The organism is Flavobacterium panici (assembly GCF_024499525.1).
Lineage (GTDB): Bacteria > Bacteroidota > Bacteroidia > Flavobacteriales > Flavobacteriaceae > Flavobacterium > Flavobacterium panici.
In genome coordinates this window covers 615,754-641,327 of record NZ_CP100437.1, presented here as the reverse complement: position 1 = coordinate 641,327, position 25,574 = coordinate 615,754, and the positions used below count along the sequence as shown (strand labels likewise).

The following is a 25,574-nucleotide window of genomic DNA, read 5'->3' as shown; positions in this document are numbered from 1 at the left end:
ATTCACTTTTGTTATAAAAACATGGTTTTGTGGTTAAAAAAGTGATATTTGTAACAATTATTGTTTTTGCCGCAGAGTATCGCAAAGTTTCCTCGCAAAGATTCACAAAGCTAAAATTGCGAAAAGAGTAAAAACTGAATTATTCTTTGCGAATCTTTGTGAAAGCCTTTGTGAATCTTTGCGGTAAATTTTTTATCCGTTTTCTTTGACTATCTTTGCACTTTATAAATTTAGCGTATTTTATTATCATGTTTCAGTTAGGGAAAACTATTGTTTCAGAGGATATTCTGGAAAAAGAATTTGTATGCAACTTGTCAGCTTGTAAAGGGGCCTGTTGTGTTGATGGAGATGCGGGCGCGCCTTTGAATGAAGCAGAAACTAAAATCTTAGAAGAAATTTATCCAAAAGTGAAACCTTTTTTAAGAAAAGAAGGAATTGCTGCAATCGAAGCACAGGGAACCTGGGTTAAAGGAACCGACGGTGATCTTGAAACACCGCTTATCGATAATAAAGATTGTGCTTATGTTATTTTTGATGGAAAAACCGCGCTTTGCGGAATCGAGCAAGCTTATAATGAAGGAATAGTAAATTGGAAAAAACCGGTTTCCTGCCATTTATATCCAATTCGTGTAAAAGACTTCACAGAATTTGCAGCGGTAAATTATGACAAATGGGATATTTGTGATGATGCCTGCTCTTTAGGAAAAGAATTAGAAGTTCCCGTATATAAATTTGTGAAAGAAGCCCTGATTCGTCGTTTTGGTGAAGACTGGTATTTAGAACTTGAAAAGGTAGCTCAGGAACTTAAAAATTCTTAAAGATTAAAGTGTAAAAAATACCTTTTTGAGAAGGCTTATTTTGACTCAAAAAAATAAAGTTTTGACTCAAAAAAAACTTTTTAAAACAATTTAAAATTTCTTGCTTTTTATATTTAAAAGTCTATATTTTACGGGGCTTCAAGGTATAATTGATGTGGTTAATGTATTCATTTACAGTAATTTAATTATTGTATGAAAAATGTTTCAAATTTAGGCCGTTGTTAAAAACTACATCAAATTGTGAATAAGTTTGGCTTTCATTTTTGGCGTGAAATGACAATCTTTGTAGTCTACTGAATTAGTAAAGTTTCAGTATAAAAATTTAACAAAATTTGTCATGTCACAAGTAGAGCCAATCTTACAAGAAAATAAAAATCGTTTCGTTATTTTTCCTATCAAACATCATGATATTTGGGAATGGTATAAAAAAATGGAGGCTAGTTTCTGGACTGCTGAAGAAATCGATTTGCACCAGGACTTGACAGATTGGAACAATAAACTTAATGATGACGAAAGATATTTCATTAAACACATTTTGGCATTCTTTGCTGCTTCTGACGGAATCGTAAATGAAAACCTTGCTGAGAACTTTGTAAACGAAGTTCAATATGCTGAGGCAAAATTTTTCTACGGATTTCAAATCATGATGGAGAATATTCATAGTGAGACCTATTCTCTATTAATTGATACTTATGTAAAAGATGAAGCAGAAAAAGCAGAATTGTTTAATGCTTTAGAAGTTTTCCCTGCAATTGCTAAAAAAGCAGAATGGGCTTTAAAATGGATCGAGTCTGATTCATTTGCAGAAAGACTTATTGCTTTTGCTGCTGTTGAAGGAATCTTTTTCTCAGGCGCATTCTGTTCAATTTATTGGTTGAAAAAACGTGGTTTAATGCCAGGTTTAACTTTCTCTAATGAGTTGATTTCTCGTGACGAAGGCGTACATTGTGATTTTGCAGTTCACTTGCACAATCACCATTTGGTAAACAAAGTACCAAAAGACAGAATCAAAGAAATTATTGTTGATGCACTGGATATCGAAAGACAGTTTGTAACAGAATCTCTTCCGGTAAGTTTAATTGGAATGAATGCAGGTTTAATGACACAGTACCTGGAGTTCGTCGCAGATAGACTTTTGGTTGAATTAGGTTGCGAGCGCGTATACGGATCAGCAAATCCATTCGATTTCATGGACATGATTTCTCTTCAGGGAAAAACTAATTTCTTTGAAAAACGTGTTGCCGAGTATCAAAAATCTGGAGTTATGAACACAGACAGCGATGCTCAAAAAATTTCATTTGACGCAGATTTTTAGAACAACAGCATTTTTTTAATTCGGGATAATTTTATCTAAAGCCCGGATTAATTTTACAGAACATTTTAGGTTAAATCTCTATCACCCAAATCGGAGATTTAATAGCAATTTTAACGGCTTTTCGGTTTGATATTCAAATTGGGAAAGGACAACTATTGAGAATCCTGTAATTCTCGAAAAATAATTTAAAAACACGCAATGTTTAAGGACTGGAATTCGTTTTCTAGTTACTTTCATTTATTCAATAACTTTAAAAAGTAAGCTTATGTATGTAGTAAAAAGAGATGGACACAGAGAGCCTGTAATGTTTGACAAGATTACAGAAAGAATCAAAAAATTGTGTTACGGCCTGAATGAGCTTGTAGATCCGGTTAAGGTAGCAATGAGAGTTATCGAAGGATTGTATGATGGAGTTTCTACTTCTGAATTGGATAATCTTGCGGCAGAAACTGCGGCATCTATGACTATTGCACATCCAGATTATGCACAATTAGCAGCTCGTGTGGCGATTTCTAATTTACATTCAAATACAAAAAAATCTTTCTCAGAAACGATGAAAGATATGTATCACTACGTAAATCCAAGAAATGGTCAGGATGCACCATTAATTGCTGATGACGTATTTAAAGTGATTCAGGAAAATGCTGCTTTTTTAGATTCTCATATCATTTATACAAGAGATTTTAATTACGATTATTTTGGTTTCAAAACCTTAGAGCGTTCTTATCTTCTTAAAATAAACGGAAAAATTGTAGAGCGTCCGCAGCACATGTTAATGCGTGTTTCAGTTGGTATTCACTTAGACGATTTAAAATCGGTAATTGAAACTTACGATTTAATGTCTAAAAAGTTCTTTACACACGCAACGCCAACGTTGTTCAACGCAGGAACTCCAAAACCTCAAATGTCTTCTTGTTTCCTTTTGGCAATGCAGGATGATAGTATTGATGGTATTTATGATACATTAAAACAAACCGCAAAAATTTCGCAGTCAGCGGGAGGAATCGGGCTTTCTATTCATAACGTTCGTGCAACCGGATCTTATATTCGTGGTACAAACGGAACTTCAAACGGAATTGTTCCAATGTTGAGAGTATTTAACGATACAGCTCGTTACGTAGATCAAGGTGGTGGAAAACGTAAAGGAAGTTTTGCGATTTATATCGAAACATGGCATGCTGATATCTTTGATTTTTTAGATTTAAAGAAAAACACAGGAAAAGAAGAAATGCGTGCAAGAGATTTATTCTTCGCCATGTGGACTTCAGATTTATTCATGAAACGTGTTCAGGAAGATTCAACTTGGACTTTAATGTGTCCTAACGAATGTCCGGGATTATATGATGTTTACGGAGATGAATTCGAAGCATTATATACTGATTATGAATTTAGAGGAAAAGGAAGAAAAACAATCCGCGCTCGTGAATTATGGGAGAAAATCCTTGAATCACAAATCGAAACCGGAACACCATATATGCTGTACAAAGATGCAGCAAACCGTAAATCGAACCACAAGAATTTAGGAACAATTCGTTCTTCTAACTTGTGTACAGAGATTATGGAGTTTACTTCTAAAGATGAAATTGCAGTTTGTAACTTGGCTTCAATCTCTTTACCAATGTTTATTGAAAACGGAAAATTCGATCACGAAGCGCTTTACAATGTTACAAAACGTGTAACTCGTAACCTGAACAAAGTAATCGACAGAAACTATTACCCGGTAAAAGAAGCAGAAAACTCAAACATGCGCCACCGTCCGGTTGGTTTAGGTGTACAAGGTTTAGCAGATGCTTTTATTATGTTGCGTTTACCGTTTACAAGTGATGAAGCTAAAAAATTAAACCAGGAGATTTTCGAAACATTATACTTTGCTGCTGTAACCGCTTCTATGGAAATGGCAAAAGAAGAAGGACCATATTCTACATTTGAAGGTTCTCCAATGTCTAAAGGAGAATTTCAATACAATATGTGGGGAATGAAAGATGAAGAATTATCAGGACGTTGGGACTGGGCTTCATTAAGAAAAGAAGTGGTAGAACACGGAGTTCGTAACTCATTGTTAGTGGCGCCAATGCCAACAGCTTCGACTTCACAAATTCTAGGAAACAACGAAGCTTTTGAACCATATACATCAAACATTTACACACGTCGTGTATTGTCTGGAGAATTCATCGTGGTAAACAAGCATTTACTAGAAGATTTAGTAAAGTTAGGTTTATGGAACGAAACGTTGAAACAAGAAATTATGCGTCATAACGGATCTGTTCAAAATATAGATGTGATTCCGCAAGATTTAAAAGAACTATACAAAACAGTATGGGAAATGTCGATGAAAGATATTATCGATATGTCTCGTCAAAGAGGATATTTCATTGACCAGTCTCAATCGCTAAACTTGTTCATGCAGGATGCAAACTATTCTAAATTGACTTCAATGCACTTTTATGCTTGGCAGTCTGGTTTAAAAACAGGAATGTATTACCTAAGAACAAAAGCGGCTGTAGATGCGATTAAATTCACATTAAACAACGATAAAAAAGAAGAAACAGCTCCATCATTAGTTGCAGAAACTGAAGCAATCAGTGTTGAGGATTACAAAGCTATGCTTTTAAAAGCACAAGCTGCAGATCCTGAAGATTGTGAAATGTGTGGAAGTTAATTTTAGAGTTTAGATCTGAGATTTTAGATTTAATTTTGATATATGAAAAGCAACTATCTTTATGGATAGTTGCTTTTTTTAAATAATATAAGATATGCAATTGATAAATGACATTATAAATGAATTAATAGATACAGAGAAATCCATAAGTTCTCCACTTTTAAAAACAAAGGTTTTGGCTAGTCGACTCCAAAACGAAGTTTTATTAAATTGGGTTAGCAACGAACTGAAAGGTTATGATCGCTCAGAAGAATTACCGTATTATAGAACGTTTAAAGGGAGTATAGTTGGTACATATATTGTTGGTTACCAACAATACAATAATCAACCAGTTCCCGTTGAAGGTATTGATAAAGAGTTTCGGGATAGTTTAACTAATATGAATTTTTTCGAAAGTGTTTCAAGTTTAGAAAATCTAAAGAGAGAAGATGGAAGAGGGAAACTGGAGCATGTTTTTCCTGCTGAAGTCACTGGGATTATTGAAGAGAATTGGGTAAATATGGGGAATCCTTATTTGCGCTTGATTAATTGTAAAAGATGGATTGCGGGGAATACAGTTTCAGGAATTCTAGCATGTGTTCGTAATAATTTACTAGATTTTATGCTAAAAATTGATTCAGAGTTTGGTAATATTACAGAGATTGAAGAACTAAAAAATAAGAAAGGAGCAATAACAACAATTATGAATCAGACGATAATAAATAATAATGGTGATGGCAACGTTTTAAATACTGGAGATAAAGCTAAAATTTCAGCAAATATTAATATTGTAAAAGGAAGTAAAGATGAACTTTCCAGAAGTTTGCATGAAGGAGGAGTTAAAGAAGAAGATATTGCTGAGCTTATTGAAATAATTGATGATGAAGAACCTAATTTTGTAAATAATACATTTGGAGGAAAAGTAAATACATGGACACAAAAAATGTTAGGAAAATCTCTTGATGGTTCTTGGAATATTGGATTAGCTGTAGCGGGAAACTTAATAACAGAAGCAGTAAAAGCTTATTATGGAATGTGATTTAATCTCAGAAGAAGTTAAAAGAGAATTAGATATTCGGATTCAAAATTTGGAAGAAGAGAAGGCTGAATTGTATTCTTGGGATGAAGTTAAAGAATATTTGAGATTAATCAAATTAAAAAAATCTCAGAACCTTAGTAGCTTAGAATCTTAGCCCCTTAGAAAATCCTCATTGTAAATATCTCATTTTAAGTCCATATTTTTATATTATCATACAAATCACCCTAAATTTGTTAAGAAATCCCTTTTTGTTTCATAAAATGCAATATTTTTTTTGGTGCAGTAAAAATAATTTATACATTCGCAGAGAATTTACAAAATAACACAAACAAAATGGCAACTAACCGTTTTTATTTTAGCAACAGTTTTTATTTCTTCTTTAGTAGAAGTCAGGATTGTGCTATGGTTATTTGAGAAATATTTCTAAGACAAATAAAACTAATATACAATCCTGATGCAAATCAGGATTTTTTTTTGAATATATGACAACGAAAATTGCAATACAAGGTATTAAAGGATCTTTTCATCATCAGGTTGTGAAGGAGTATTTCTCTGAAAATGTGGATATTGATGAATGTTTGTCTTTTGAAGAATTGATCGACAGCCTTATTGCCGGAAAATCAGATCAGGCGGTTATGGCGATCGAAAATTCAATTGCAGGACCAATTATTCCGAATTATGCTTTGATTGACAAAAATAATTTACACATTATTGGAGAGCATTATTTAAACATTCAGCAAAATTTAATGGCTTTAAAAGGTCAGAAAATTGAAGATATAAGAGAGGTTCATTCACACCCAATGGCACTTTTGCAATGCATGGATTTCCTGAAACAATATCCAAATATCAAATTGATTGAGGATAAAGATACAGCCGAAACGGCAAGAAGAATTCAGGAAAAACAATTAACAGGAATTGCAGCAATTGCAAGTGTAACAGCTTCTGAAATGTACGATTTGGATATTATTGCATCATCAATTCAAACGATAAAAAACAATATGACACGTTTCGTAATCATTAAAAAGCAAAATTCATTTTTGCCTGAAAGCGAAATCAACAGAGCCTCAATCAAATTTGAATTAGATCATAAAAGAGGAAGTTTGGCAGCAGTTTTAAATGTTATGAGTGACTGCAAACTGAATTTGACAAAAATCCAGTCGCTTCCAAAAATTGAAACACCTTGGAAATATTCATTCTTCGTAGACGTGACATTTGAGAAATACGAAGATTTTGCAAAAGCAAAAACGTTATTGAACATCATGGCAGAATATTTCAAAGTATTAGGAGAATATAAAAATACAAGACCTTAAAAAGGAAATTCCAATTTTTTTAAATTCCAAATTCCAAAGGGTTGAAATAATAAATTGCCAGGCTGAGCGAAGTCGAAGCCCACAAAGTTAGAAAGTTAAAAAAAAGCCTAAAGCATACAGCTTAAAGCCTAAAGCAATAAAAAAAATGATTACAACAGCAAAAAGATTAGATACAGTTGAAGAATACTACTTCTCATCAAAATTGAGAGAAGTTCGTCAACTGATGTCTGAAGGAAAATCGATCATCAATATGGGAATCGGAAGCCCTGATTTGAGTCCGTCAAAAGCAGTAATTGAAGCAGTCGCTGGCGCAATTCAAGACGAAAACGGACATGGTTATCAAAGCTATCAGGGATTACCGGAAATGAGACAGGCGATGGCAGATTTTTATAAAGATCAGTTTGGTGTTGAAGTGAATCCGAATAATGAGATTTTACCATTAATGGGTTCAAAAGAAGGAATTATGCACATTTCGTTAGCATTTTTAAATGAAGGCGATCACGTTTTAATTCCAAATCCGGGTTATCCAACTTATACTTCGGTAACTAATTTAGTACAGGCAGTTCCGGTTTATTATGATTTGAAAGAAGAAAATGGATGGGAACCGGATTTTGAAGCTTTAGAAAAATTAGATCTTTCGAAAGTAAAAATTATGTGGCTGGGATATCCGCACATGCCAACAGGAGCGAGAGGAAGTTTAGTGTTATTTGAAAAATTGGTTGCTTTTGCTAAAAAACACAATATATTATTGATCAACGACAATCCGTATAGTTTTGTTTTGAATGATAACCCAATGAGTTTATTGCAGGTTGAAGGTGCAAAAGATGTGGCTTTAGAATTAAATTCATTAAGCAAAACCTTCAATATGGCCGGCTGGAGAGTAGGAATGGTTTTAGGAAATTCTGAAATTATCGACGCGGTCCTAAAAGTAAAAAGTAACATGGACAGCGGCATGTTCTACGGAATTCAGAAAGGTGCAATCGCCGCTTTAAATTGTGATAAATCATGGTTCGAAGATCAAAACAAAATTTACAGACGCCGTAGAGAATTAACAGAAAAACTGGCAGAGAAATTAGGCTGTGAAGTTTATAAAGAAGGAGTTGGGCTTTTTGTTTGGGCAAAACTACCGGAAGGAATTGAATCAGCAGAGAAGTTCATTGACGAAATATTATATGAGAAACATATATTCATTACACCGGGAACCATTTTTGGAAGCAATGGTGAAGGTTATATCAGATTCTCATTGTGTGTGAAAGAAGAAAAAGTACAAGAAGCGATAGATCGATTTTGAAAATTTTAGATATCAGATTTTAGATTTTAGATTGTCAGGCTGAGCGAAGTCGAAGCCCACGTTCCAATTGGAAAGCCCTTCGACTACGCTCAGGGTGACAGAAAAAATAAAAGGTCTTGAAAAAACGAGAAGCCCTAGCCCTGATAGAAGTGGAAATCCTTTTGCGCCGGGGTTCGGCGGAAAAGATTGAAACGGATAGCAGGAAACAGCTTCTAATAGAAAGAAATATGAAAGTATACGTAATAGGAATAGGATTAATAGGCGGTTCGATGGTGCTGGACATCAAAGACCAACATCCTGATTCGACGATTTTTGGAATCGACAGCAACGAAAAACATTTGCAGGAAGCCATTGATCTAGGAGTTATCGACGAAGCAGGAAGTTTTGAAAATTTGGCTGAAGCCGATTTTGTAATCGTTTCGGTTCCGGTTGATGTCGCACTCACGGTTTTGCCTAAAGTTCTGGATTCGGTTGGAGATAAAACAATTGTTTTTGAAGTAGGATCGACAAAAAAGCCAATTTGCGAAGCAGTAGCAAGTCATCCAAAAAGAAGAAATTTTATTGCAACGCATCCGATCGCAGGAACAGAGTTTTCAGGACCTTCGGCGGCGATAAAAGGTTTGTTTAAAGGAAAAACAAACATTATTTGCGAAGTGGAAAAAACCACTTTTAAATTGCAGGAAAAGGCGTTAAAGCTTTTCAGCGAAATAGGGATGAGGATTCGATATATGGACCCGACTTCGCACGACAAACACATTGCTTACGTTTCGCATTTGTCACACATTAGTTCGTTTATGCTGGGTAAAACAGTAATGAATAAGGAAAAAGACGAACAGGATATTTTTGATATGGCTGGAAGTGGATTTGAAAGCACCGTTCGTTTAGCAAAAAGTTCGCCAGCCATGTGGACACCAATTTTTAAGCAGAACAAAGAACACGTTCTGGAAACATTGGAAGAATATATTTCAAATCTCAGTCGGTTTAGGGATTTGTTGAAAGATGAAAATTACAACGCCATTTTTGAAGAAATGGAAAGCACAAATAAAATAAAAGAGATATTAAACGGATTAACAATTAAAAAGTAAACTATAAATTAAGATGGAAAATAAAAAAGAAATGAGAAAGTGGTTAGAAGATTTCAATTTAAATCACCCACTTGTGATAGCTGGACCATGTAGTGCAGAAACAGAAGATCAAGTATTGAAAATTGCTCACGAATTAAAAGATTCAAAAGTTAGTGTATTCAGAGCAGGAATCTGGAAACCAAGAACGCGTCCGGGAGGATTTGAAGGTGTTGGAGAAATTGGATTAAAATGGTTACAAAAAGCAAAAGCTGAAACTGGTTTATTAATGGGAACTGAAGTTGCAACTGCGGCTCACTGTAAACTGGCTTTAGAACATGATATTGATGTTTTATGGGTTGGTGCCCGTACAACTGCAAATCCATTCGCAGTTCAGGAAATTGCTGATACTTTGAAAGGAACTGATAAAATCGTTTTGGTTAAAAACCCTGTAAACCCGGATTTAGCTTTATGGTTAGGTGGTGTTGAGCGTTTACACATGGCTGGAATCGAGAAATTAGGAGTTATTCACAGAGGTTTTTCTACTTACGAAAAAACAAAATACAGAAACATTCCAGAATGGCAGATTGCTATCGAATTACAAAATAAATTCCCTGATTTACCATTAATCATCGATCCATCTCACATTACAGGAGATCGTAAAATGATTTTTGAAGTAACACAAGAGGCTTTAGATTTGAACTACGACGGTATGATTATCGAAACGCACTTCGATCCAGACAACGCTTGGTCTGATGCTGCGCAGCAAGTTACTCCAGATGCTTTGAAACAAATCATTAAAGATTTGACTATCAGAAAAACGGATGACACTACAGATGAGTACAGCCAAAAAATGACAAAACTAAGAGCTAACATCGACGTACTTGATGCTAACTTATTAGAGTTATTAGGAAAACGTATGAAAGTGGCTGATGAAATTGGTCAGGTGAAAAAAGATGCAAACGTAGCGATTCTTCAAAACAACCGTTGGAACGAAATCTTAGGAAAAATGATTTTAGAAGGTGAGAAAAAAGGTCTTACTGAAGAGTTTGTTTTGAGAATGTTCAAAGCAATTCACCAGGAAAGTATTGGTCACCAAGAGAAGATTTTCAACGCATAATTTTTTCTAAAACCATATAAGTTATATAAGTGGTATAAGTTTTATTTAATTTTTGTAAACTCAATTCTTAGATTTTCTTATATCACTTATATTGTAAAATTTTATAATCTCCATTGTCGCAAGGCTTTGGAGATTTTTTTTGGAAATAAGTATTACCCTCCCAACCTTTTGATGTTTTTTGTTCTCTATATCAATATACAACCTTAACTTTCACATTATGAAATCTAAAACCAATGTTTTTATGCCAGGAATGTTTCAAGTTAACTTCAAATTTTTATTTTGTTTTATACTGTTTTTAGGAACAAAAACTTTCGCACAAAGCCCTGAACTAAATGTTAAAGGTGATGATGCTGAAAAAGTGAGAATGAACAAACTTTTCGTCAATGTAAAAGTTGTTGGGAATATTGCTTACACCACTGCCGAAATGCATTTTTTTAATTCGGGAACTCGACAGATGGAAGCAGAACTTATTTTTCCACTGCCGGAAAATGTTTCGGTTTCAAGATATGCCATTGATATTAATGGAAAAATGCGTGAAGCCGTTCCGGTAAATAAAAATAAAGGAAAACAGGTTTTTGAAGCTATTGAACATCGTCGTGTTGATCCGGGATTGTTGGAGAAAGTAGAGGGAAATAATTTCAGAACCAGAATTTATCCTTTAATGCCAAACGGAGAACGAACTGTAATAATTGGTTACGAAGAAGAACTTTCGGCTTTTGATAAAGATAATCTGGCGTATCAATTGGTAAGTCGTTTTCCGAAAAAATTAGATCAGTTTGAAATTAATGTTTCCGTTTTAGGAACTTCAACAGCACCAACCGTTACTGAAAATTCAGGAAACGAAATTGTCTTTTCAAAATGGAATCAAGCTTTTCAGGCTTCTGTTAAAAAAGAAAATTACCAGCCCGCAGAAAAAATAGTGCTAAAAATTCCAATACAGCAAAGCATTCCGAGTGTTTTGATGCAGGACGTTGGCGGACAACATTACTTTTATGGAAATACTTTTATAGAAGGATATAAAACAACCAAAAAGGTACCAGCTTCAATTGGATTAATTTGGGATAATTCTTTGAGTTGCCAAAATAGAGATTTAAAGAAAGAATTGAATTTACTGGATGCTTATTTTCAGAAAATAAAAAACACAAAAGTTACGCTGTATTTTTTGAATTATACTTTTGATAAACAACAAGAATATATTGTTTCTAACGGAAATTGGGATGCTTTAAAAGTCGCTTTAGAAAAAACAAAATACGATGGTGGAACTCGTTTTTCTCAACTGAACTTTACCGGTCAGGATGAATATTTGTTTTTTACAGATGGATTATCTTCTTTGAGCGAAAATCTTCTGCCAAAGACTAAAAAAACAATTTATACCATTACTTCTTCAGTATCTGCTGATTTTGCTTTTCTGAATTATTCAGCAATGCAAACGGGTGGTAATTTTATCAATTTAAATCAGATCAATACTGAAATCGCTTTGGATAAATTGACAAATACAAATTTGAAATTTTTAGGAATAAAAGAAAATTTAACTGTGACTGATTTGTTTCCAATAGAAGGAACTTCAGTTTCAGGGAATTTTAGTTTTTCGGGAATTTCTTTAAATCCAAAAAACGAAATCACTTTATTATTCGGATATAATAATGAAGCTGTTTTAGAAAGAAAAATTACGCTTGATGGTGCGATTCAAAACACTAATGATGTAAATATTGAAAAACTTTGGGCACAGAAAAAAATAGCCAATCTTGATTTTGAATATGCTAAAAATGCTGACGAAATTGAACTTTTAGGAAAGAAATACGGCATCATTACTAAAAATACTTCATTGATTGTTTTAGAAGATATTCGCGATTATATTTCGTATGATATTATTCCGCCAGCAGAATTACGTGCTGAATTTGACAGAATTAAAAAACAGGAACATGATACTACTTTAGCGCAGGAAAAAAGTAATTGGGACAATATAGAAAGTTATTTTAACGGATTAGATAGTTGGTGGAAAAAGAATGTAAAATATAAAGGACAGAAAATCGCATCTAAGTATAAACACAAAGGACAAGTTCAAGTTCCGCCGCCACCCCCACCGCCAGGAGCAAGAGGCAGAGATGAGGATATAACAATTGGATCTGAAACTATAAAAGGAGATCCTGATGCTGTTTTGACAATAGACGAACCGGTTGGGGCAGGGTCAGCAGCAGAAATGGTTATTGAGGAAGACAATAATGTAATTCAGACATCTCCCGCATCGTCTGCGCCAAAAGCTAATCAGGTAAAATTTGTTGCGCCTACAGTTACTGAAATAAAAGATAAAAAAGTTGGAAGTGAAGTAATACAAAGAGAGACAAATGCTGCTAAATTAGAAGAAACAGTTGTAGTAGGATATGGAACACAAAAAAAATCTGATGTTGTTGGTGCTATTTCAGAAGACATCTCAAAAAATAAATATATTCCACAAGATTCAAATCTAGATCAGGGATATTTAGCCGGAGATTCAAAAAAGCCTTTAATTATAGTTGATGGTCAGTTTTATGAGGGTGAATTCACCGATTTAAAGTCAGATGATATCGATACGGTAGATGTTTTGAAAGATGCTTCGAGAATTGCTGCTTATGGCAGCAGAGGGGCAAATGGAGTTATTATAATAACAACGAAAAAGCAGTCTTCAAATAGTGGAGTTGTCCAAACAAAAAGTTGGAATCCAGATAGATTGTATTTAAAAGCTTTGGCAAAAGCTCCAAAAGAAAAACAATACGATTTGTATTTAGAATTAAGAAAAGCACAGGAAAGAAACCCAAGTTTTTATTTTGATGTGGCGCATTTTTTCTATAATCAGGGTGATATAAAAAAAGCATTGCAGATTATCAGTAATATTGCCGATTTAGGTTTAGAGAATCATCAGCTTTATAAAACACTAACTTATACTTTACGCCAATGGAAAGATTATAATGATGCAGTTTTTACCGCAAAACAAGTTGCAAAATGGAGAGAACATGAGCCACAAAGCCTTAGAGATTATGCTTTAACACTAGAAGATGCAGGAAAATATCAGGAAGCTTTTGATCAATTAATTAAAGCTTTGGAAGTAAATTATTACGGAGAAATGGACGGGCAGTATGAAGGTGTTGAAGATATTATTTTAATGGATATTAATCGATTGATGGCAGAGCATTCAGGTTTGAAAACAGGAAAACTTGATAAAAAATATACAACAAAAAAGCCAGTTGATATTCGAATTATTATGAACTGGAACCAAATGGATGTCGATTTAGACTTGCATGTTATTGAACCAACAAATGAAGAATGTTACTACAGCCATACTTCAACACAAATTGGAGGAAGATTTTCTAAAGATTTTACAGAAGGTTATGGCCCGGAACAATATATAATTCGAAATGCTGTAAAAGGTAAATATCAAATTAAAACCAATTATTTTGGAGAAACAGAATTAACTGAAAATGGCCCAGCTACAATTATGGTTGAAATTTATACAACTAAGGCAGGTAAAACATCCAGAACTTTAAAAACGATTCAGTTAGGAAAAGTGAAAGAAAATGAGGTTTTAGCCGAAATTGTTTGGTAAGAGTAAGAAATTCAAAAGATAGATTTTAATTTTAAAAGGTGAAGTTGCGTTGTTCAATTCTAAAAACGTAATTTTGCCTTTTAAAATTTTTAGTTTTAAGAGCAATCTAAAATCTAAAATCAGAAATCTAAAATTTGAATGACAGGAATCGTATATAAATCTACAGGAAGCTGGTACACCGTAAAATCTGAAAAAGGCGATTTTATTGAGTGCCGTATGAAAGGGAAATTCAGAATGAAAGGTATTAAAAGTACCAACCCAATTGCTGTAGGCGATATTGTCGATTATGAATTAGAAGAAACTTCGGATGCCTTAACGGGAACGATTCATAAAATTCACGAAAGAAAAAATTACATCGTTCGTAAATCGGTTAACTTATCCAAACAGATTCATATTATTGCATCGAATATTGATCAGGTTTTTTTACTGATTACCATTGATAATCCACCAACAACTACAAGTTTTATTGACCGTTTTCTAGTTACTGCAGAAGCATACGGAATTGAAGCAGTTTTGATTTTTAACAAAATCGATACGCTCAACGAACAGACTTTAGACGATCAGCTTTACTTACAGCATATTTATACCGAAATTGGATATAAATGCCTCCGAATTTCATCAACAGAAAATAAAGGAGTTGATAAACTTAAAGAAATGATGGTTGGAAAAGTAAGTATGTTTTCAGGACATTCGGGAGTTGGGAAATCAACTTTGGTAAATGCAATGGAACCAAGTCTGCATTTAAAAACAACTGTAATTTCAGAACAAAGTAAACAAGGACAGCATACAACTACTTTTGCCGAAATGTATGATTTATCTTTTGATGCCAGAATCATCGATACACCTGGAATTAAAGGTTTCGGAATCGTTGATATGGAACCATCAGAAATCAGCGGTTATTTTCCGGAATTTTTCAAACTGAAAGACCAATGCAAGTTTAACAATTGTCTCCATAAAGAAGAACCGCATTGTGCCATAAAAGCAGCTCTAGAAAAAGATGAAATTGCATGGTCACGTTACAATAGCTACCTTAAAATTCTTGAAGGCGATGAAGAACATTACCGTACTGATATTTATGGTGATGATCGAGCTGCGAGTGATGAAACAAGGAAATAAAAAAAGAAATTCCAATTTTTTAAATTCCAAATTCCAAAAAAAATAATGTATTGAAATGTAGAGATGCATAGCAGTGCATCTAACGCTAGAATTGAAAATCTGTTTAATCCTTTTAATCTGTGGCATAAAACCACCTTTTGTAATAATGAAAGTAGTCGTACAAAGAGTTTCCGAGGCATCAGTAACCGTTGATGGCCAAAAAACAGCAGATATAAAAAAAGGATTATTAGTTTTAGTTGGGATTGAAGATGCCGACACTCAGGAAGACATTGACTGGCTCGCCGGAAAAATAATAAAAATGAGAATTTTTGGCGACGAAAATGATGTCATGAACTGCTCGGTTCAGGATATTGACGGAGAAATTATTGTTGTTAGTCAATTTACACTTCACGCTTCTACAAAAAAAGGAAATCGTCCATCTTACATAAAAGCATCAAAACCGGAGTTTGCAATTCCTATGTATGAGAACTTTGTAAAAGCTTTAGAAAAAGAATTTGACAAAAAGATACAAACCGGAATTTTTGGTGCCGATATGAAAGTCAGTTTGTTAAATGATGGTCCTGTAACGATCTTAATCGACAGCAAAAACAGAGAGTAAAAATAAACTCAACAAATGTTAAGAATTTCTAAAAATAATATATATTTGACGAAATTACTCACTAATGAAATCTACCTGTTTTAGGCTTTTTTTTATCTTATTTTCCCTTATTTCTTCTGCTCAGAAGACTAATTATTCTACAGTTACTATTGCCGATAGTCTTAAACAAAATGCTAATGCTGTTGTTAGATTAGATCAAATGGATATTGTTATTGCTTCACAAAGAAGTATGAATATCAAAACCCAAAGAGTGGTTTCTGTTTTAAATGAAAAAGGTTTAAATGATATTGATGCCTATGCACATTATGATAAAACGACTTCAATAAAAAGTATTGAAGCTGTAGTTTATGATGCATTAGGAAATGAAATAAAAAAAATCAGGAAAAAAGAGTTTAGAGATCAAAGTGCAGTTAGCGGCAGTACGCTATTTTCAGATAATCGGGTACTTTATTTAGACTATACTCCAATCTCATATCCTTTTACAATTGTTTACACCTGTGAAACGGAAACTTCAAATACAGCTTTTATACCGCAATGGTATTTCCTGGGTGCTTATAATCTAAGCGTAGAGAAATGTGTTTTGAATGTTACTTTTCCTAAAGAATTGGGATTTAAAAAGAAAGAATTCCGATTTGATGGTTTCAATATTAAAAAAACGACAGATACAGATACTAATTTAAGTTATACAGCAACAAATATTGTGGCTCAGAAACAAGAAGATTTAAGTCCTTCTTACGGAGAGCTTTTTCCAAAAGTTATGATGGGATTAGAAAATTTTCACTTGGAAGGAGTTGACGGAAAAGCGACTACATGGGAAGCATTTGGAAAATGGTACGGAGAGAAAATCTTAGATGGAACCACTGTTTTACCCGAAGAAACAAAAGTAAAAATAAAAGCACTTGTAGGAGATGAAAAAGATCCTGTCAAGAAAGCAAAAATTATTTACGATTATGTTCAAAAAAAATCAAGATACGTAAATATTGCTGTTGGTATTGGCGGATGGAAACCTATGTTTGCCAGCGACGTAGATCGTTTAGGATATGGAGATTGTAAAGCATTATCAAATTATACAAAAGCACTTCTGGAGGTTGTCGATGTTCCATCTTATAATACCATTTTATATGGAGATCGTTATAAGTTAGATATTCAGTCAGATTTTGTTTCGATGCAGGGCAATCATATGATTCTTGCCGTTCCAAATGGCAATAATTATATCTGGTTAGAATGTACAAGTCAGGATGATCCTTTTGGATATCAAGGGATTTTTACAGATGATCGTGATGTTTTGGTAGTAAAACCTGAAGGTGGAGAAATTGTTCGTACTAAAATTTACGATGATAAAGGAAATACTCAGGAAGAAAAGGGAACTTATACAATTGATGAAAACGGAAATTTTTCTGGGGTTTTAAAAATTGCATCGCAAGGAAGTCAATATGCTTCAAAGTCAAGAGTTGAAACTATGCAGCCAAATGAAAAAGAAGAACATTATAAAGACTATTGGGATAACATCAATAATTTAAAATTGGGCAAAATAACTTTTACAAACGATAAAGAAAATGTTCGTTTTATTGAAGATGCCCAGATTAATGCTTCAAATTATGGAACAATTTCCGGTACTAAAATGATGTTTGTGGTTGATGCTTTTAATCAATATACAGGAAGTATAAAACGAATCAGAAACCGTAAAAATCCATTTCAAATTCAGCGTGGATATTTAGATACAGATGAAATCGAGATCAATCTTCCTGCTGGTTTTTCAATAGAATTTCTGCCTTCAAACTTTGAATTGAAAGGCAAATTTGGAGAATACAAAACCGAAATTATCAAAAAAGACAACAATAAACTGATTTACAAACGCTCTATGTTTGTAAACAAAGGAAAATATTCTAACAAAGAATATGATGAATACCGTCTTTTTATAGAACAGGTGTCAAGAAATGACAATGCCAAAATCATCTTAAACAAAAACTAACCAAAATCAAAAATAAAATAATGAACATCATTAAAATCTTTTGTCTGGCAATTGTCTCGCTGTTTATTTCAGAAGCAAGTGCACAAGAATTTAAATTAGGAAAAGTTTCTATTGCAGAGCTGGAACAAAAAATACACCCAAAAGATTCATCTGCCGCAGCTGCTATATTGTTTAAAAGAGGAAAAGCCAGAATTGAATATGATCAAACGGATGGTTTTGTAACAATTACTGATGTTGAGACACGTATAAAAATATATAAAAAAGAAGGCTATGATTGGGCAAACCATGAAGTCTTATATATTTATAATAGTGAGTTTAGAGAAAAAGTTATATTCAGTGATGCCGTAACCTATAATTTAGTTGGAGGCAAAGCCGAAGCTACCAAACTAAAAAGCGATGGTATATTTGATGAAGTTGTGAGTAAATACAGAAGTCGAAAAAAAATAACGATGCCAAATGTTAAAGAAGGCTCGGTTATAGAATTTAAATATACTATTAAAAGCCCTAGTGACGGTATGATTCGTGATTGGGATTTTCAAACAAGCATTACGGTAAATTACTCTGAATTTGCTACATACATACCTGAATATTATGTTTTCAGTCCAAGACAAAAAGGATATATCTTTCCTAAAATGACTGTCGAAAAAAATAATAAAGCAATTATTATAAATTCGAAAGAAAGATATAATTCAGGAGGATTTGGCGGCGGAGCTGTTAGAACAGAATTTACTCAGGATAAAATAGACTATTTAGAAACTAAAACAACATATGTAGCTGAGGATTTTCCGGCAATGAAAGAGGAAGCTTTTGTGAACAATATTGATAATTATACTTCTTCTATTTCGCATGAATTATCAATGACAAAATTTCCTAACAGACCAATGAAACCCTATTCTACAGATTGGAACTCTGTAGTGAAGACGATTTATGATTATGAGGATTTTGGGCCTGAATTAAACAAAACAGGATACTTTGAAGAGGATTTGAAAAAACTGCTGACAGGTTTAAACACTCCAGAGGAAAAAATATGGGCTGTTTTTAACCATGTCAAGTCTAGTGTAAAATGGAACAATTATACAGGGTACAGCTGTGATAATGGTGTTCGAAAAGCGTATAAAGAAAAAACAGGAAATATTGCCGATATTAATTTGATGCTTACTGCAATGTTGCGCTATTCTGGTTTAACTGCAAATCCGGTATTGGTTAGTACACGTTCAAACGGGATCGCTTTATTTCCGAACAGAACAGCATTTAATTATGTAATTGCGGCGGTAGAAACTCCAAACGGTTATATTTTATTAGATGCATCTGAGAAGCTTTCAACTCCAAATATTTTACCATTAAGAGTTCTAAATTGGTCAGGAAGATTAATACGAAAAGATGGAACATCTGAAGAAATAAATTTAATGCCTGAAAAAACATCTAATGATAATGTTTTTATGACATATACCATTGATGCTGATGGAAAAGTTACAGGAAAAGCAAGAAGACAATCTACAGACTATAATGCAATGATTACAAGAGATAACATTAGCAGTCTGAAAGAAGAAGAATATCTTGAAAAACTGGAAAACAGAAACAATAAAATCGAAATTAGCGAATACGTTAAAACAAATGAAAAAGATATTTTACTGCCTATAACAGAGACCTATTCTTTTACAGGAACAAATTTATGTGAACTTATTGGAGGTAAAATTTATGTAAGCCCAATGTTGTTTTTTACAAAAGATAAAAACCCATTTACGCAAGAAGTTAGAGAATATCCAGTAGATTTTAGCTATCCTTTTGTTGATAAATTCAACATTACAATTAAAATTCCGGAAGGTTTTGTAGTTGAAACATTACCAGCTCCGGCAGCTATATCTATGGAAGATAATTTAGGTGCTTTTAAGTTTAATATTGCTGCAAGTTCAAATGTACTTCAATTATCAATTTTGCATCAAATAAACGAGGCGATTGTATCACCTGAAAAGTATGAAATGCTAAAAGAATACTACAAAGCAATGGTAGCAAAAGAGACAGAAAAAATAGTTTTAAAAAGAATCTAAGTATGAAATTTTCAAGTTCAGTATTTATCTTATTTTTCCTTTTTATTGTAAAAGTGCAATCCCAAAACTACGAGTTAGGAAAAGTAAGTATTGCTGAACTTGAAGAAAAAGTACATCCTCTCGATTCAGGAGCGGTTGCAGCAATTTTATTTTGTAAAGGAGTTTCTAAAATTGACAACAGTGATTCACATACAACTATCCAGATACGAATAAAAATTTACAAAAAAGAAGGATATGATTGGGCTAATGCGCAGTTCGCATTTCCGACTGGAAAATCAAACACAATTAGTTTAACAGATGTTTTTACATACAATTTGGCTGACGGAAAGATTATAAAATCTAAATTAAAACCGGAAAGTGAATTCATAAACAAAAACAATAAAAATTATTGGTTGAAAAAAATCACTTTTCCAGATGTAAAAGAAGGATCTGTTATCGAATATAAAATTAAAAGCTATGGAGGAGGTATTCGAGATTGGGATTTTCAAAAAAGTATTCCGGTTAATTATTCAGAATTTAAAACAATAATTCCTGACGCATTTACTTTTAAAAGAAATATTACAGGCTTTTTTATTCCAAAAGTGACTACTCAAATAGCAAGTAATACTTATACTTATTTAGCAAAGGAAACAACCTATTGTCTTCAAAATCTGCCAGCCATGAAAGAGGAAGACTACGTTAACAATGTAAAAAATTACTGCGCTTCTATTTCCCACGAACTAGAAACCATTTCTATTCCGGGAAGTTTTTTTAAATCGTTTTCTACAGATTGGCCAACGGTTGCAAAAACAATTTATGAATACGAAGATTTTGGTCCGGAATTAAATAAAACAGGTTATTTTGAAGAAGATATTAAATTGCTTTTAGAAGGGAAAACAAAACCCGAAGATAAAATGGCAACGATTCTTAATTATGTAAAATCTAATATAAAATGGAATAATTATTTAGGATATGGGTGTGAGAAAGGGGTAAGAAAGGCTTATAAAGAGAAATCAGGAAATTGTGCGGACATTAATTTAATGCTCACCGCAATGCTTCGTTACTCAGGTTTAGAAGCAAATCCTGTTTTAATAAGTACCAGATCTAATGGAATTAATTTTTTTCCTAGTACCCAAGGCTTTAATTATGTAATAGCTGGAATAGAAACTCCAACAGGAATTGCTTTGTTAGATGCAACAGATGAATTTTCAACTGTAAATGTTCTGCCTTTAAGAGATTTAAACTGGGTAGGGAGATTAATTCGTAAAGATGGAACTTCAGAAACAGTAGATCTAATGCCTAAGAAAAACTCCAACGACCTTGTTTCTATGATTTTTGATGTTAAAGAAGATGGAAAAATAGAAGGAAAAGCAAGAAGACAATATTCAGATTATAATGCATTCAATTTTAGAACAAAAACAGCTAAAGAGAATGAAGAAAATTATATTGAGAAAATTGAAAATGAAAACGGCAAAATTGAAGTAAGTAATTACAAAAGAATAAATCAAAATGAAATTTCAGAACCAGTTTCAGAATCATTTTCTTTTACAGGATCAAATCTTTCTGAAATAATTGGAGATAAAATATATATAAACCCTATGCTTTTTTTCTTAAATGAAAAAAATCCTTTTAGACAAGAAAAAAGAGAATATCCAGTCGATTTTGGATTTCCTTTTGCAAAACGATACGCTATCATAATTAAAATTCCGGCTAATTTTACAGTCGAAAATTTGCCAAAATCATTAAACTTAGTTATGGAAGATGATTTGGGAGTTTTTAAATTTGATGTTGCAGTTGCAGGGAATACATTGCAGTTGTCAATTGTGCATCAAATCAACGAGGCTATTTTTCCGGTAGGAAAATATGAAATGCTCAAAGAATATTATAAAACTATGATTGCAAAGGAAAGTGAAAAAATAGTATTAAAAAGGATATAATATGAAGCTGCCAAAATTTTTAATTGCTATAATTTTCTTTGTTTTTATCGTAAAAGCCAATTCTCAAAACTATCAATTAGGAAAAGTAACAATTGCCGAACTTCAGGAAAAAGTACATCCCACAGACAGCAGCGCTTCAGCGGCCATATTATTTAAAAAAGGAAGAACCTATTTTAGTTACAATAAAGATGCGGGGTTTACAGCCAACCACGTTTGTGAAGTAAAAATTAAAATTTACAAAAAAGAAGGACTAAAATGGGCAGATCAAAAAGTTAGATTTTATATAGGTTATGAAAATCTAAACGAAGACCGATTAGAATTTTCAGATGCAATTACATACAATCTCGAAAATGGCGCCGTAGTAAAAACCAAGCTGGAAAATCAAGGTGCATTTAAGAAAAAAATCAATAATTACTGGAAAGAAAAAGCCATTACACTGCCCAATGTAAAAGTGGGTTCAATTATCGAATATAAATATATTTTGAAGTCTGAGAATATTGTAAAATTCCCTGACTTTGATATTCAATACGATATTCCGGTTAACTACTTTTATTATAAAACAGAAATACCGGAATTTTACATTTATAAGCCAATTTTGATAGGAGGGATTCCGCTTGAAAACGATTCTAAGTTTTCTACAGGAAGCCAGACATTCGAAAACGAACACAATCAAACCAATTCATTTTCATATCGACAAATCGAAGCCTATTATTCAGGAAAAAATGTCCCGGCTTTGTATGAAGAACCATATGTAAATAACATAGAAAATTATAAAGGAACAATTAAGCACGAGCTGGAAAGAGTAAGAATGCCGGAACAGCCCGTAAAAGATTATACGATGACTTGGGAAGGTGTGGCAAAAACAATTTTTAAAGATAACAGTTTTGGGAAAGAACTTAATGAAATGAGTTTTTTAGTCGAAGATGTAAAGCGATTAATTGGAAATGTAGAATCTCAAAATGAAAGACTGAATCTGGTTTTTACCTATGTTCAAAACAAAATGAACTGGAATGAAAACTACGGTTATTATACAGATAAAGGAATTAAAAAAGCATATACAGACCAAACAGGAAATGTAGCCGAAATTAATTTCATTTTGATCAATATGCTTCGACTGGCAGGAATAGAAGCAAGTCCGGTTTTAGTAAGTACAATCGAAAACGGACTTCCTGTTTATCCCACCAGAACCGGATTTAATTATGTCATTGCCGCTGCAGAAATTGACGGAAAACAATTTCTACTTGACGCAACACACAAATATACTTCTCCAAATATTTTGCCTTTAAATGTTTTGAATTGGAAAGGAAGACTTATAAAAAATGACGGAACTTCATTAGAGATCGATTTAGAACCTTCAAATCCTTCTAAAGAAAGTTTTAATTTGATGGCAAAAATTGCTCAGGATGGAAAGATGAGCGGACAGGTCAGAATTCTTCGAACAGATTATGATGCCTATCATTTTAGAATAGAAAACGCAGCTAAAACCCAAGATAATTATCTTGAAAAATTTGAAGCAGAATTAGGAAATTTAAGTATTTCAAATTATAAAATTGAGAACCAAAAATCAAATATTAAAGATCCTGTTTTAGAAACTTTTTCTTTCACATCAGGCAGTCAGTCGGATATAATAGGAGGTAAAATTTTCGTAAGTCCGTTATTGTTTTTTACAAGAACCAAAAACCCATTTAATCAGGAACAAAGGGTTATGCCGGTTTATTTTGGATATAAAAATCAGCAAAAATATAATGTGAATATCGAAATTCCAGAAGGCTTTCAAGTAGAGTCTCTGCCACAGCCTATTAGAATTGCTACAGAAGATAAAAATATAATCTATTTGCTAAATTTTTCTGCCGAAGGAAATAAAATTCAAATAACCTGCGCAAAAGAAATTAACAGCAGTATTTTTGCAGCGGAGCAATATACAGGCTTGAAAAATATTTTTCAAAAAGTTGTTGCCAGTCAAAATGAAAAAATTGTCCTAAAAAAAATGTAATCATGGATTTGAAAAATGCACAACTAGACGTTGATACCTGGATAAAAGAACACGGAGTTCGTTACTTTAACGAATTAACCAATATGGCCCAGCTTACAGAAGAAGTAGGTGAAGTTGCCAGAATTATTGCTCGTCGTTACGGAGAACAATCTGAAAAAGAAAGCGATAAAAATAAAGATTTAGGCGAAGAATTGGCAGATGTTGTCTTTGTAGTTTTATGCCTGGCCAATCAAACCGGAATCGATTTACAAGCCGCTTTTGATAAAAAAATGGACTTGAAATCAGTTAGAGATAAAGATCGTCACAAAAACAACGATAAATTGAAATAATTGTGAAATATTACTCATAAGTTTTGAATTATGAGTTTTGAATTTTGAATTATGAATGGGGAGTGGTAAATTGCGGGGCTGAATTATGTTTCTAATCATTCATAATTCATAATTCACAACTTACAATAAAAAAAATGAATTTAAAATTAAGAACGAATTCACAATTCACCATTGATAATTCACAATTAAATATCACAGGTTCTAAAAGCGAAACCAATCGTTTATTATTACTAAAAGCTTTATTCCCAAATATTACTTTAGCCAATACTTCAAATTCAGATGACAGCGAAGTCATGCAGAAAGCATTAATTGGTAATGACGAAATTGTAGACATTCACCACGCTGGAACAGCCATGCGTTTCTTAACCGCATATTTTGCTGTAAACGAAGGCAGAGAAGTAGTAATGACAGGTTCAAGCAGAATGCAGGAACGCCCAATAAAAATTTTGGTTGAAACATTAGGCCAGTTGGGAGTTGAGATTAGTTATGAAAAAGAAGTTGGTTATCCGCCAATTAGAATTAAAGGGAAAAAAGTTACCGCTTCAAAAGTTAGTTTAGCAGCAAATGTGAGCAGTCAGTATATTTCGGCACTTTTATTAGTCGCTTCAAAACTAGAAAATGGTTTAGAACTGACATTAGAAGGAGAAATTACTTCAGTTCCATATATCAAAATGACTTTGGCTTTGCTGAATGATTTAGATATCAAAACAAGTTTTGAAGGAAATATAATTAAAGTTTATCCTAAAGAATCTGTTGAATCAAAAGAAATGGTTGTGGAATCTGACTGGAGTTCGGCTTCGTATTTCTTTAGTTTGGTGGCTTTGGCCGATGCTGCAAAAATCACTTTAAGCAGTTATAAAGAAAACAGCCTTCAGGGAGATTCTGAATTAGTTTCTCTTTATGAAAAAATGGGCGTGAAAACCACTTTCCAAAACAACAAAATGACTTTGGAAAAAGTAGCAGGATTTAATTATCAGGATGTAAATTTTGAATTAAACAATACGCCGGATATTGCGCAGACAATCGTAGTAACATGTTTAGGTTTGGGAATTGGATGTCATTTAACAGGTCTTCATACTTTAAAAATTAAAGAAACAGACAGGTTAGAAGCTTTAAAAATTGAACTTACAAAATTGGGAGCTAATATTTCTGTAACCAATGAAAGTTTGACTTTAAAACCATCTTCAACGATTAATAACGATATTCATATTGCAACATACAACGATCACCGTATGGCAATGGCATTTGCACCGCTTGCGATAAAAGTGCCAATTATTATTGACGATGCAGAAGTAGTTTCAAAATCATACCCGGATTTCTGGAATGACTTAAAATCTTTAAACTTCCAAATCTCAGAATTGTAAAGTTTTTAACCATATAAGTTATATAAGTTCATGTAAATAAAGAGCTAAATAAAACGTAATCCTATA

General features: G+C 33.0%; 18 protein-coding genes. All 18 read left to right on the top strand.

Annotated elements, in window-relative coordinates; genetic code table 11:
* Positions 1-248: 248 nt before the first annotated feature.
* The 18 genes from NLJ00_RS03010 (at position 249) to aroA (ending at position 25,508) form a co-directional block, all read left to right on the top strand.
* The gene (locus NLJ00_RS03010) at positions 249-818 is read left to right on the top strand and encodes a DUF3109 family protein (protein WP_256636182.1); all 570 of its coding nucleotides are present in this window, start codon (positions 249-251) and stop codon (positions 816-818) included.
* A 337-nt stretch (positions 819-1,155) separates the two neighbouring features.
* A complete protein-coding gene (locus NLJ00_RS03005) occupies positions 1,156-2,133 on the top strand; it encodes a ribonucleotide-diphosphate reductase subunit beta (RefSeq protein WP_053472511.1) in 978 nt (325 codons plus the stop codon).
* 265 nt (positions 2,134-2,398) lie between these two features.
* Complete coding sequence (locus tag NLJ00_RS03000; RefSeq protein ID WP_256636181.1) at positions 2,399-4,792, top strand: ribonucleoside-diphosphate reductase subunit alpha; 2,394 nt, start codon at positions 2,399-2,401, stop codon at positions 4,790-4,792.
* 94 nt (positions 4,793-4,886) lie between these two features.
* Entirely contained in the window at positions 4,887-5,810 is a 924-nt protein-coding gene (locus tag NLJ00_RS02995) for an AbiTii domain-containing protein (protein WP_256636180.1), read from the top strand.
* Positions 5,800-5,964, top strand: coding sequence for a hypothetical protein (locus NLJ00_RS02990; protein ID WP_256636179.1), 165 nt, complete (start codon positions 5,800-5,802; stop codon positions 5,962-5,964). Before NLJ00_RS02995 ends, NLJ00_RS02990 begins: the two co-directional genes overlap by 11 nt.
* Positions 5,965-6,292: 328 nt before the next feature.
* Positions 6,293-7,120 carry a prephenate dehydratase gene (locus NLJ00_RS02985; RefSeq protein WP_256636178.1) on the top strand — a complete coding sequence of 276 codons (828 nt, stop codon included), beginning with the start codon at positions 6,293-6,295 and terminating at the stop codon, positions 7,118-7,120.
* A 145-nt stretch (positions 7,121-7,265) separates the two neighbouring features.
* On the top strand, positions 7,266-8,411 hold the full coding sequence (locus tag NLJ00_RS02980) for a pyridoxal phosphate-dependent aminotransferase (RefSeq protein ID WP_256636177.1): 1,146 nt from the start codon (positions 7,266-7,268) through the stop codon (positions 8,409-8,411).
* Positions 8,412-8,638: 227 nt separating this feature from the next.
* Positions 8,639-9,496 (top strand): prephenate dehydrogenase, encoded by an 858-nt coding sequence (locus NLJ00_RS02975; protein ID WP_256636176.1) that lies wholly within the window; start codon positions 8,639-8,641, stop codon positions 9,494-9,496.
* A gap of 13 nt (positions 9,497-9,509) precedes the next feature.
* Complete coding sequence (locus NLJ00_RS02970; RefSeq protein ID WP_053472520.1) at positions 9,510-10,592, top strand: bifunctional 3-deoxy-7-phosphoheptulonate synthase/chorismate mutase type II; 1,083 nt, start codon at positions 9,510-9,512, stop codon at positions 10,590-10,592.
* A gap of 217 nt (positions 10,593-10,809) precedes the next feature.
* The gene (locus tag NLJ00_RS02965) at positions 10,810-14,172 is read left to right on the top strand and encodes a VIT domain-containing protein (RefSeq protein ID WP_256636175.1); all 3,363 of its coding nucleotides are present in this window, start codon (positions 10,810-10,812) and stop codon (positions 14,170-14,172) included.
* Positions 14,173-14,310: 138 nt separating this feature from the next.
* On the top strand, positions 14,311-15,288 hold the full coding sequence (rsgA, locus tag NLJ00_RS02960; protein WP_053472522.1) for a ribosome small subunit-dependent GTPase A: 978 nt from the start codon (positions 14,311-14,313) through the stop codon (positions 15,286-15,288).
* 145 nt (positions 15,289-15,433) lie between these two features.
* Positions 15,434-15,886, top strand: a complete 453-nt coding sequence (gene dtd / locus NLJ00_RS02955; RefSeq protein ID WP_256636174.1) for a D-aminoacyl-tRNA deacylase — start codon at positions 15,434-15,436, stop codon at positions 15,884-15,886.
* A 64-nt stretch (positions 15,887-15,950) separates the two neighbouring features.
* Positions 15,951-17,858: a DUF3857 domain-containing protein gene (locus NLJ00_RS02950; RefSeq protein ID WP_256636173.1), complete on the top strand. Its 1,908-nt coding sequence runs from the start codon at positions 15,951-15,953 to the stop codon at positions 17,856-17,858.
* A gap of 20 nt (positions 17,859-17,878) precedes the next feature.
* Positions 17,879-19,906: a DUF3857 domain-containing protein gene (locus NLJ00_RS02945; protein ID WP_256636172.1), complete on the top strand. Its 2,028-nt coding sequence runs from the start codon at positions 17,879-17,881 to the stop codon at positions 19,904-19,906.
* Between the two features lie 2 nt (positions 19,907-19,908).
* On the top strand, positions 19,909-21,822 hold the full coding sequence (locus tag NLJ00_RS02940) for a DUF3857 domain-containing protein (protein WP_256636171.1): 1,914 nt from the start codon (positions 19,909-19,911) through the stop codon (positions 21,820-21,822).
* A gap of 1 nt (position 21,823) precedes the next feature.
* The gene (locus tag NLJ00_RS02935) at positions 21,824-23,815 is read left to right on the top strand and encodes a DUF3857 domain-containing protein (protein WP_256636170.1); all 1,992 of its coding nucleotides are present in this window, start codon (positions 21,824-21,826) and stop codon (positions 23,813-23,815) included.
* Positions 23,816-23,817: 2 nt separating this feature from the next.
* Positions 23,818-24,144, top strand: a complete 327-nt coding sequence (locus NLJ00_RS02930) for a nucleotide pyrophosphohydrolase (protein ID WP_012022600.1) — start codon at positions 23,818-23,820, stop codon at positions 24,142-24,144.
* A 134-nt stretch (positions 24,145-24,278) separates the two neighbouring features.
* Entirely contained in the window at positions 24,279-25,508 is a 1,230-nt protein-coding gene (aroA, locus tag NLJ00_RS02925) for a 3-phosphoshikimate 1-carboxyvinyltransferase (RefSeq protein ID WP_256636169.1), read from the top strand.
* Positions 25,509-25,574 lie beyond the last annotated feature (66 nt).

What these genes read in the sequence shown, in the direction of transcription:
- NLJ00_RS03010 (WP_256636182.1), top strand. Translation starts at nt 249, where the DNA reads ATGTTTCAGTTAGGGAAAACTATTGTTTCAGAGGATATTCTGGAAAAA.
- NLJ00_RS03005 (WP_053472511.1), top strand. Translation starts at nt 1,156, where the DNA reads ATGTCACAAGTAGAGCCAATCTTACAAGAAAATAAAAATCGTTTCGTT.
- NLJ00_RS03000 (WP_256636181.1), top strand. Translation starts at nt 2,399, where the DNA reads ATGTATGTAGTAAAAAGAGATGGACACAGAGAGCCTGTAATGTTTGAC.
- NLJ00_RS02995 (WP_256636180.1), top strand. Translation starts at nt 4,887, where the DNA reads ATGCAATTGATAAATGACATTATAAATGAATTAATAGATACAGAGAAA.
- NLJ00_RS02990 (WP_256636179.1), top strand. Translation starts at nt 5,800, where the DNA reads ATGGAATGTGATTTAATCTCAGAAGAAGTTAAAAGAGAATTAGATATT.
- NLJ00_RS02985 (WP_256636178.1), top strand. Translation starts at nt 6,293, where the DNA reads ATGACAACGAAAATTGCAATACAAGGTATTAAAGGATCTTTTCATCAT.
- NLJ00_RS02980 (WP_256636177.1), top strand. Translation starts at nt 7,266, where the DNA reads ATGATTACAACAGCAAAAAGATTAGATACAGTTGAAGAATACTACTTC.
- NLJ00_RS02975 (WP_256636176.1), top strand. Translation starts at nt 8,639, where the DNA reads ATGAAAGTATACGTAATAGGAATAGGATTAATAGGCGGTTCGATGGTG.
- NLJ00_RS02970 (WP_053472520.1), top strand. Translation starts at nt 9,510, where the DNA reads ATGGAAAATAAAAAAGAAATGAGAAAGTGGTTAGAAGATTTCAATTTA.
- NLJ00_RS02965 (WP_256636175.1), top strand. Translation starts at nt 10,810, where the DNA reads ATGAAATCTAAAACCAATGTTTTTATGCCAGGAATGTTTCAAGTTAAC.
- rsgA (WP_053472522.1), top strand. Translation starts at nt 14,311, where the DNA reads ATGACAGGAATCGTATATAAATCTACAGGAAGCTGGTACACCGTAAAA.
- dtd (WP_256636174.1), top strand. Translation starts at nt 15,434, where the DNA reads ATGAAAGTAGTCGTACAAAGAGTTTCCGAGGCATCAGTAACCGTTGAT.
- NLJ00_RS02950 (WP_256636173.1), top strand. Translation starts at nt 15,951, where the DNA reads ATGAAATCTACCTGTTTTAGGCTTTTTTTTATCTTATTTTCCCTTATT.
- NLJ00_RS02945 (WP_256636172.1), top strand. Translation starts at nt 17,879, where the DNA reads ATGAACATCATTAAAATCTTTTGTCTGGCAATTGTCTCGCTGTTTATT.
- NLJ00_RS02940 (WP_256636171.1), top strand. Translation starts at nt 19,909, where the DNA reads ATGAAATTTTCAAGTTCAGTATTTATCTTATTTTTCCTTTTTATTGTA.
- NLJ00_RS02935 (WP_256636170.1), top strand. Translation starts at nt 21,824, where the DNA reads ATGAAGCTGCCAAAATTTTTAATTGCTATAATTTTCTTTGTTTTTATC.
- NLJ00_RS02930 (WP_012022600.1), top strand. Translation starts at nt 23,818, where the DNA reads ATGGATTTGAAAAATGCACAACTAGACGTTGATACCTGGATAAAAGAA.
- aroA (WP_256636169.1), top strand. Translation starts at nt 24,279, where the DNA reads ATGAATTTAAAATTAAGAACGAATTCACAATTCACCATTGATAATTCA.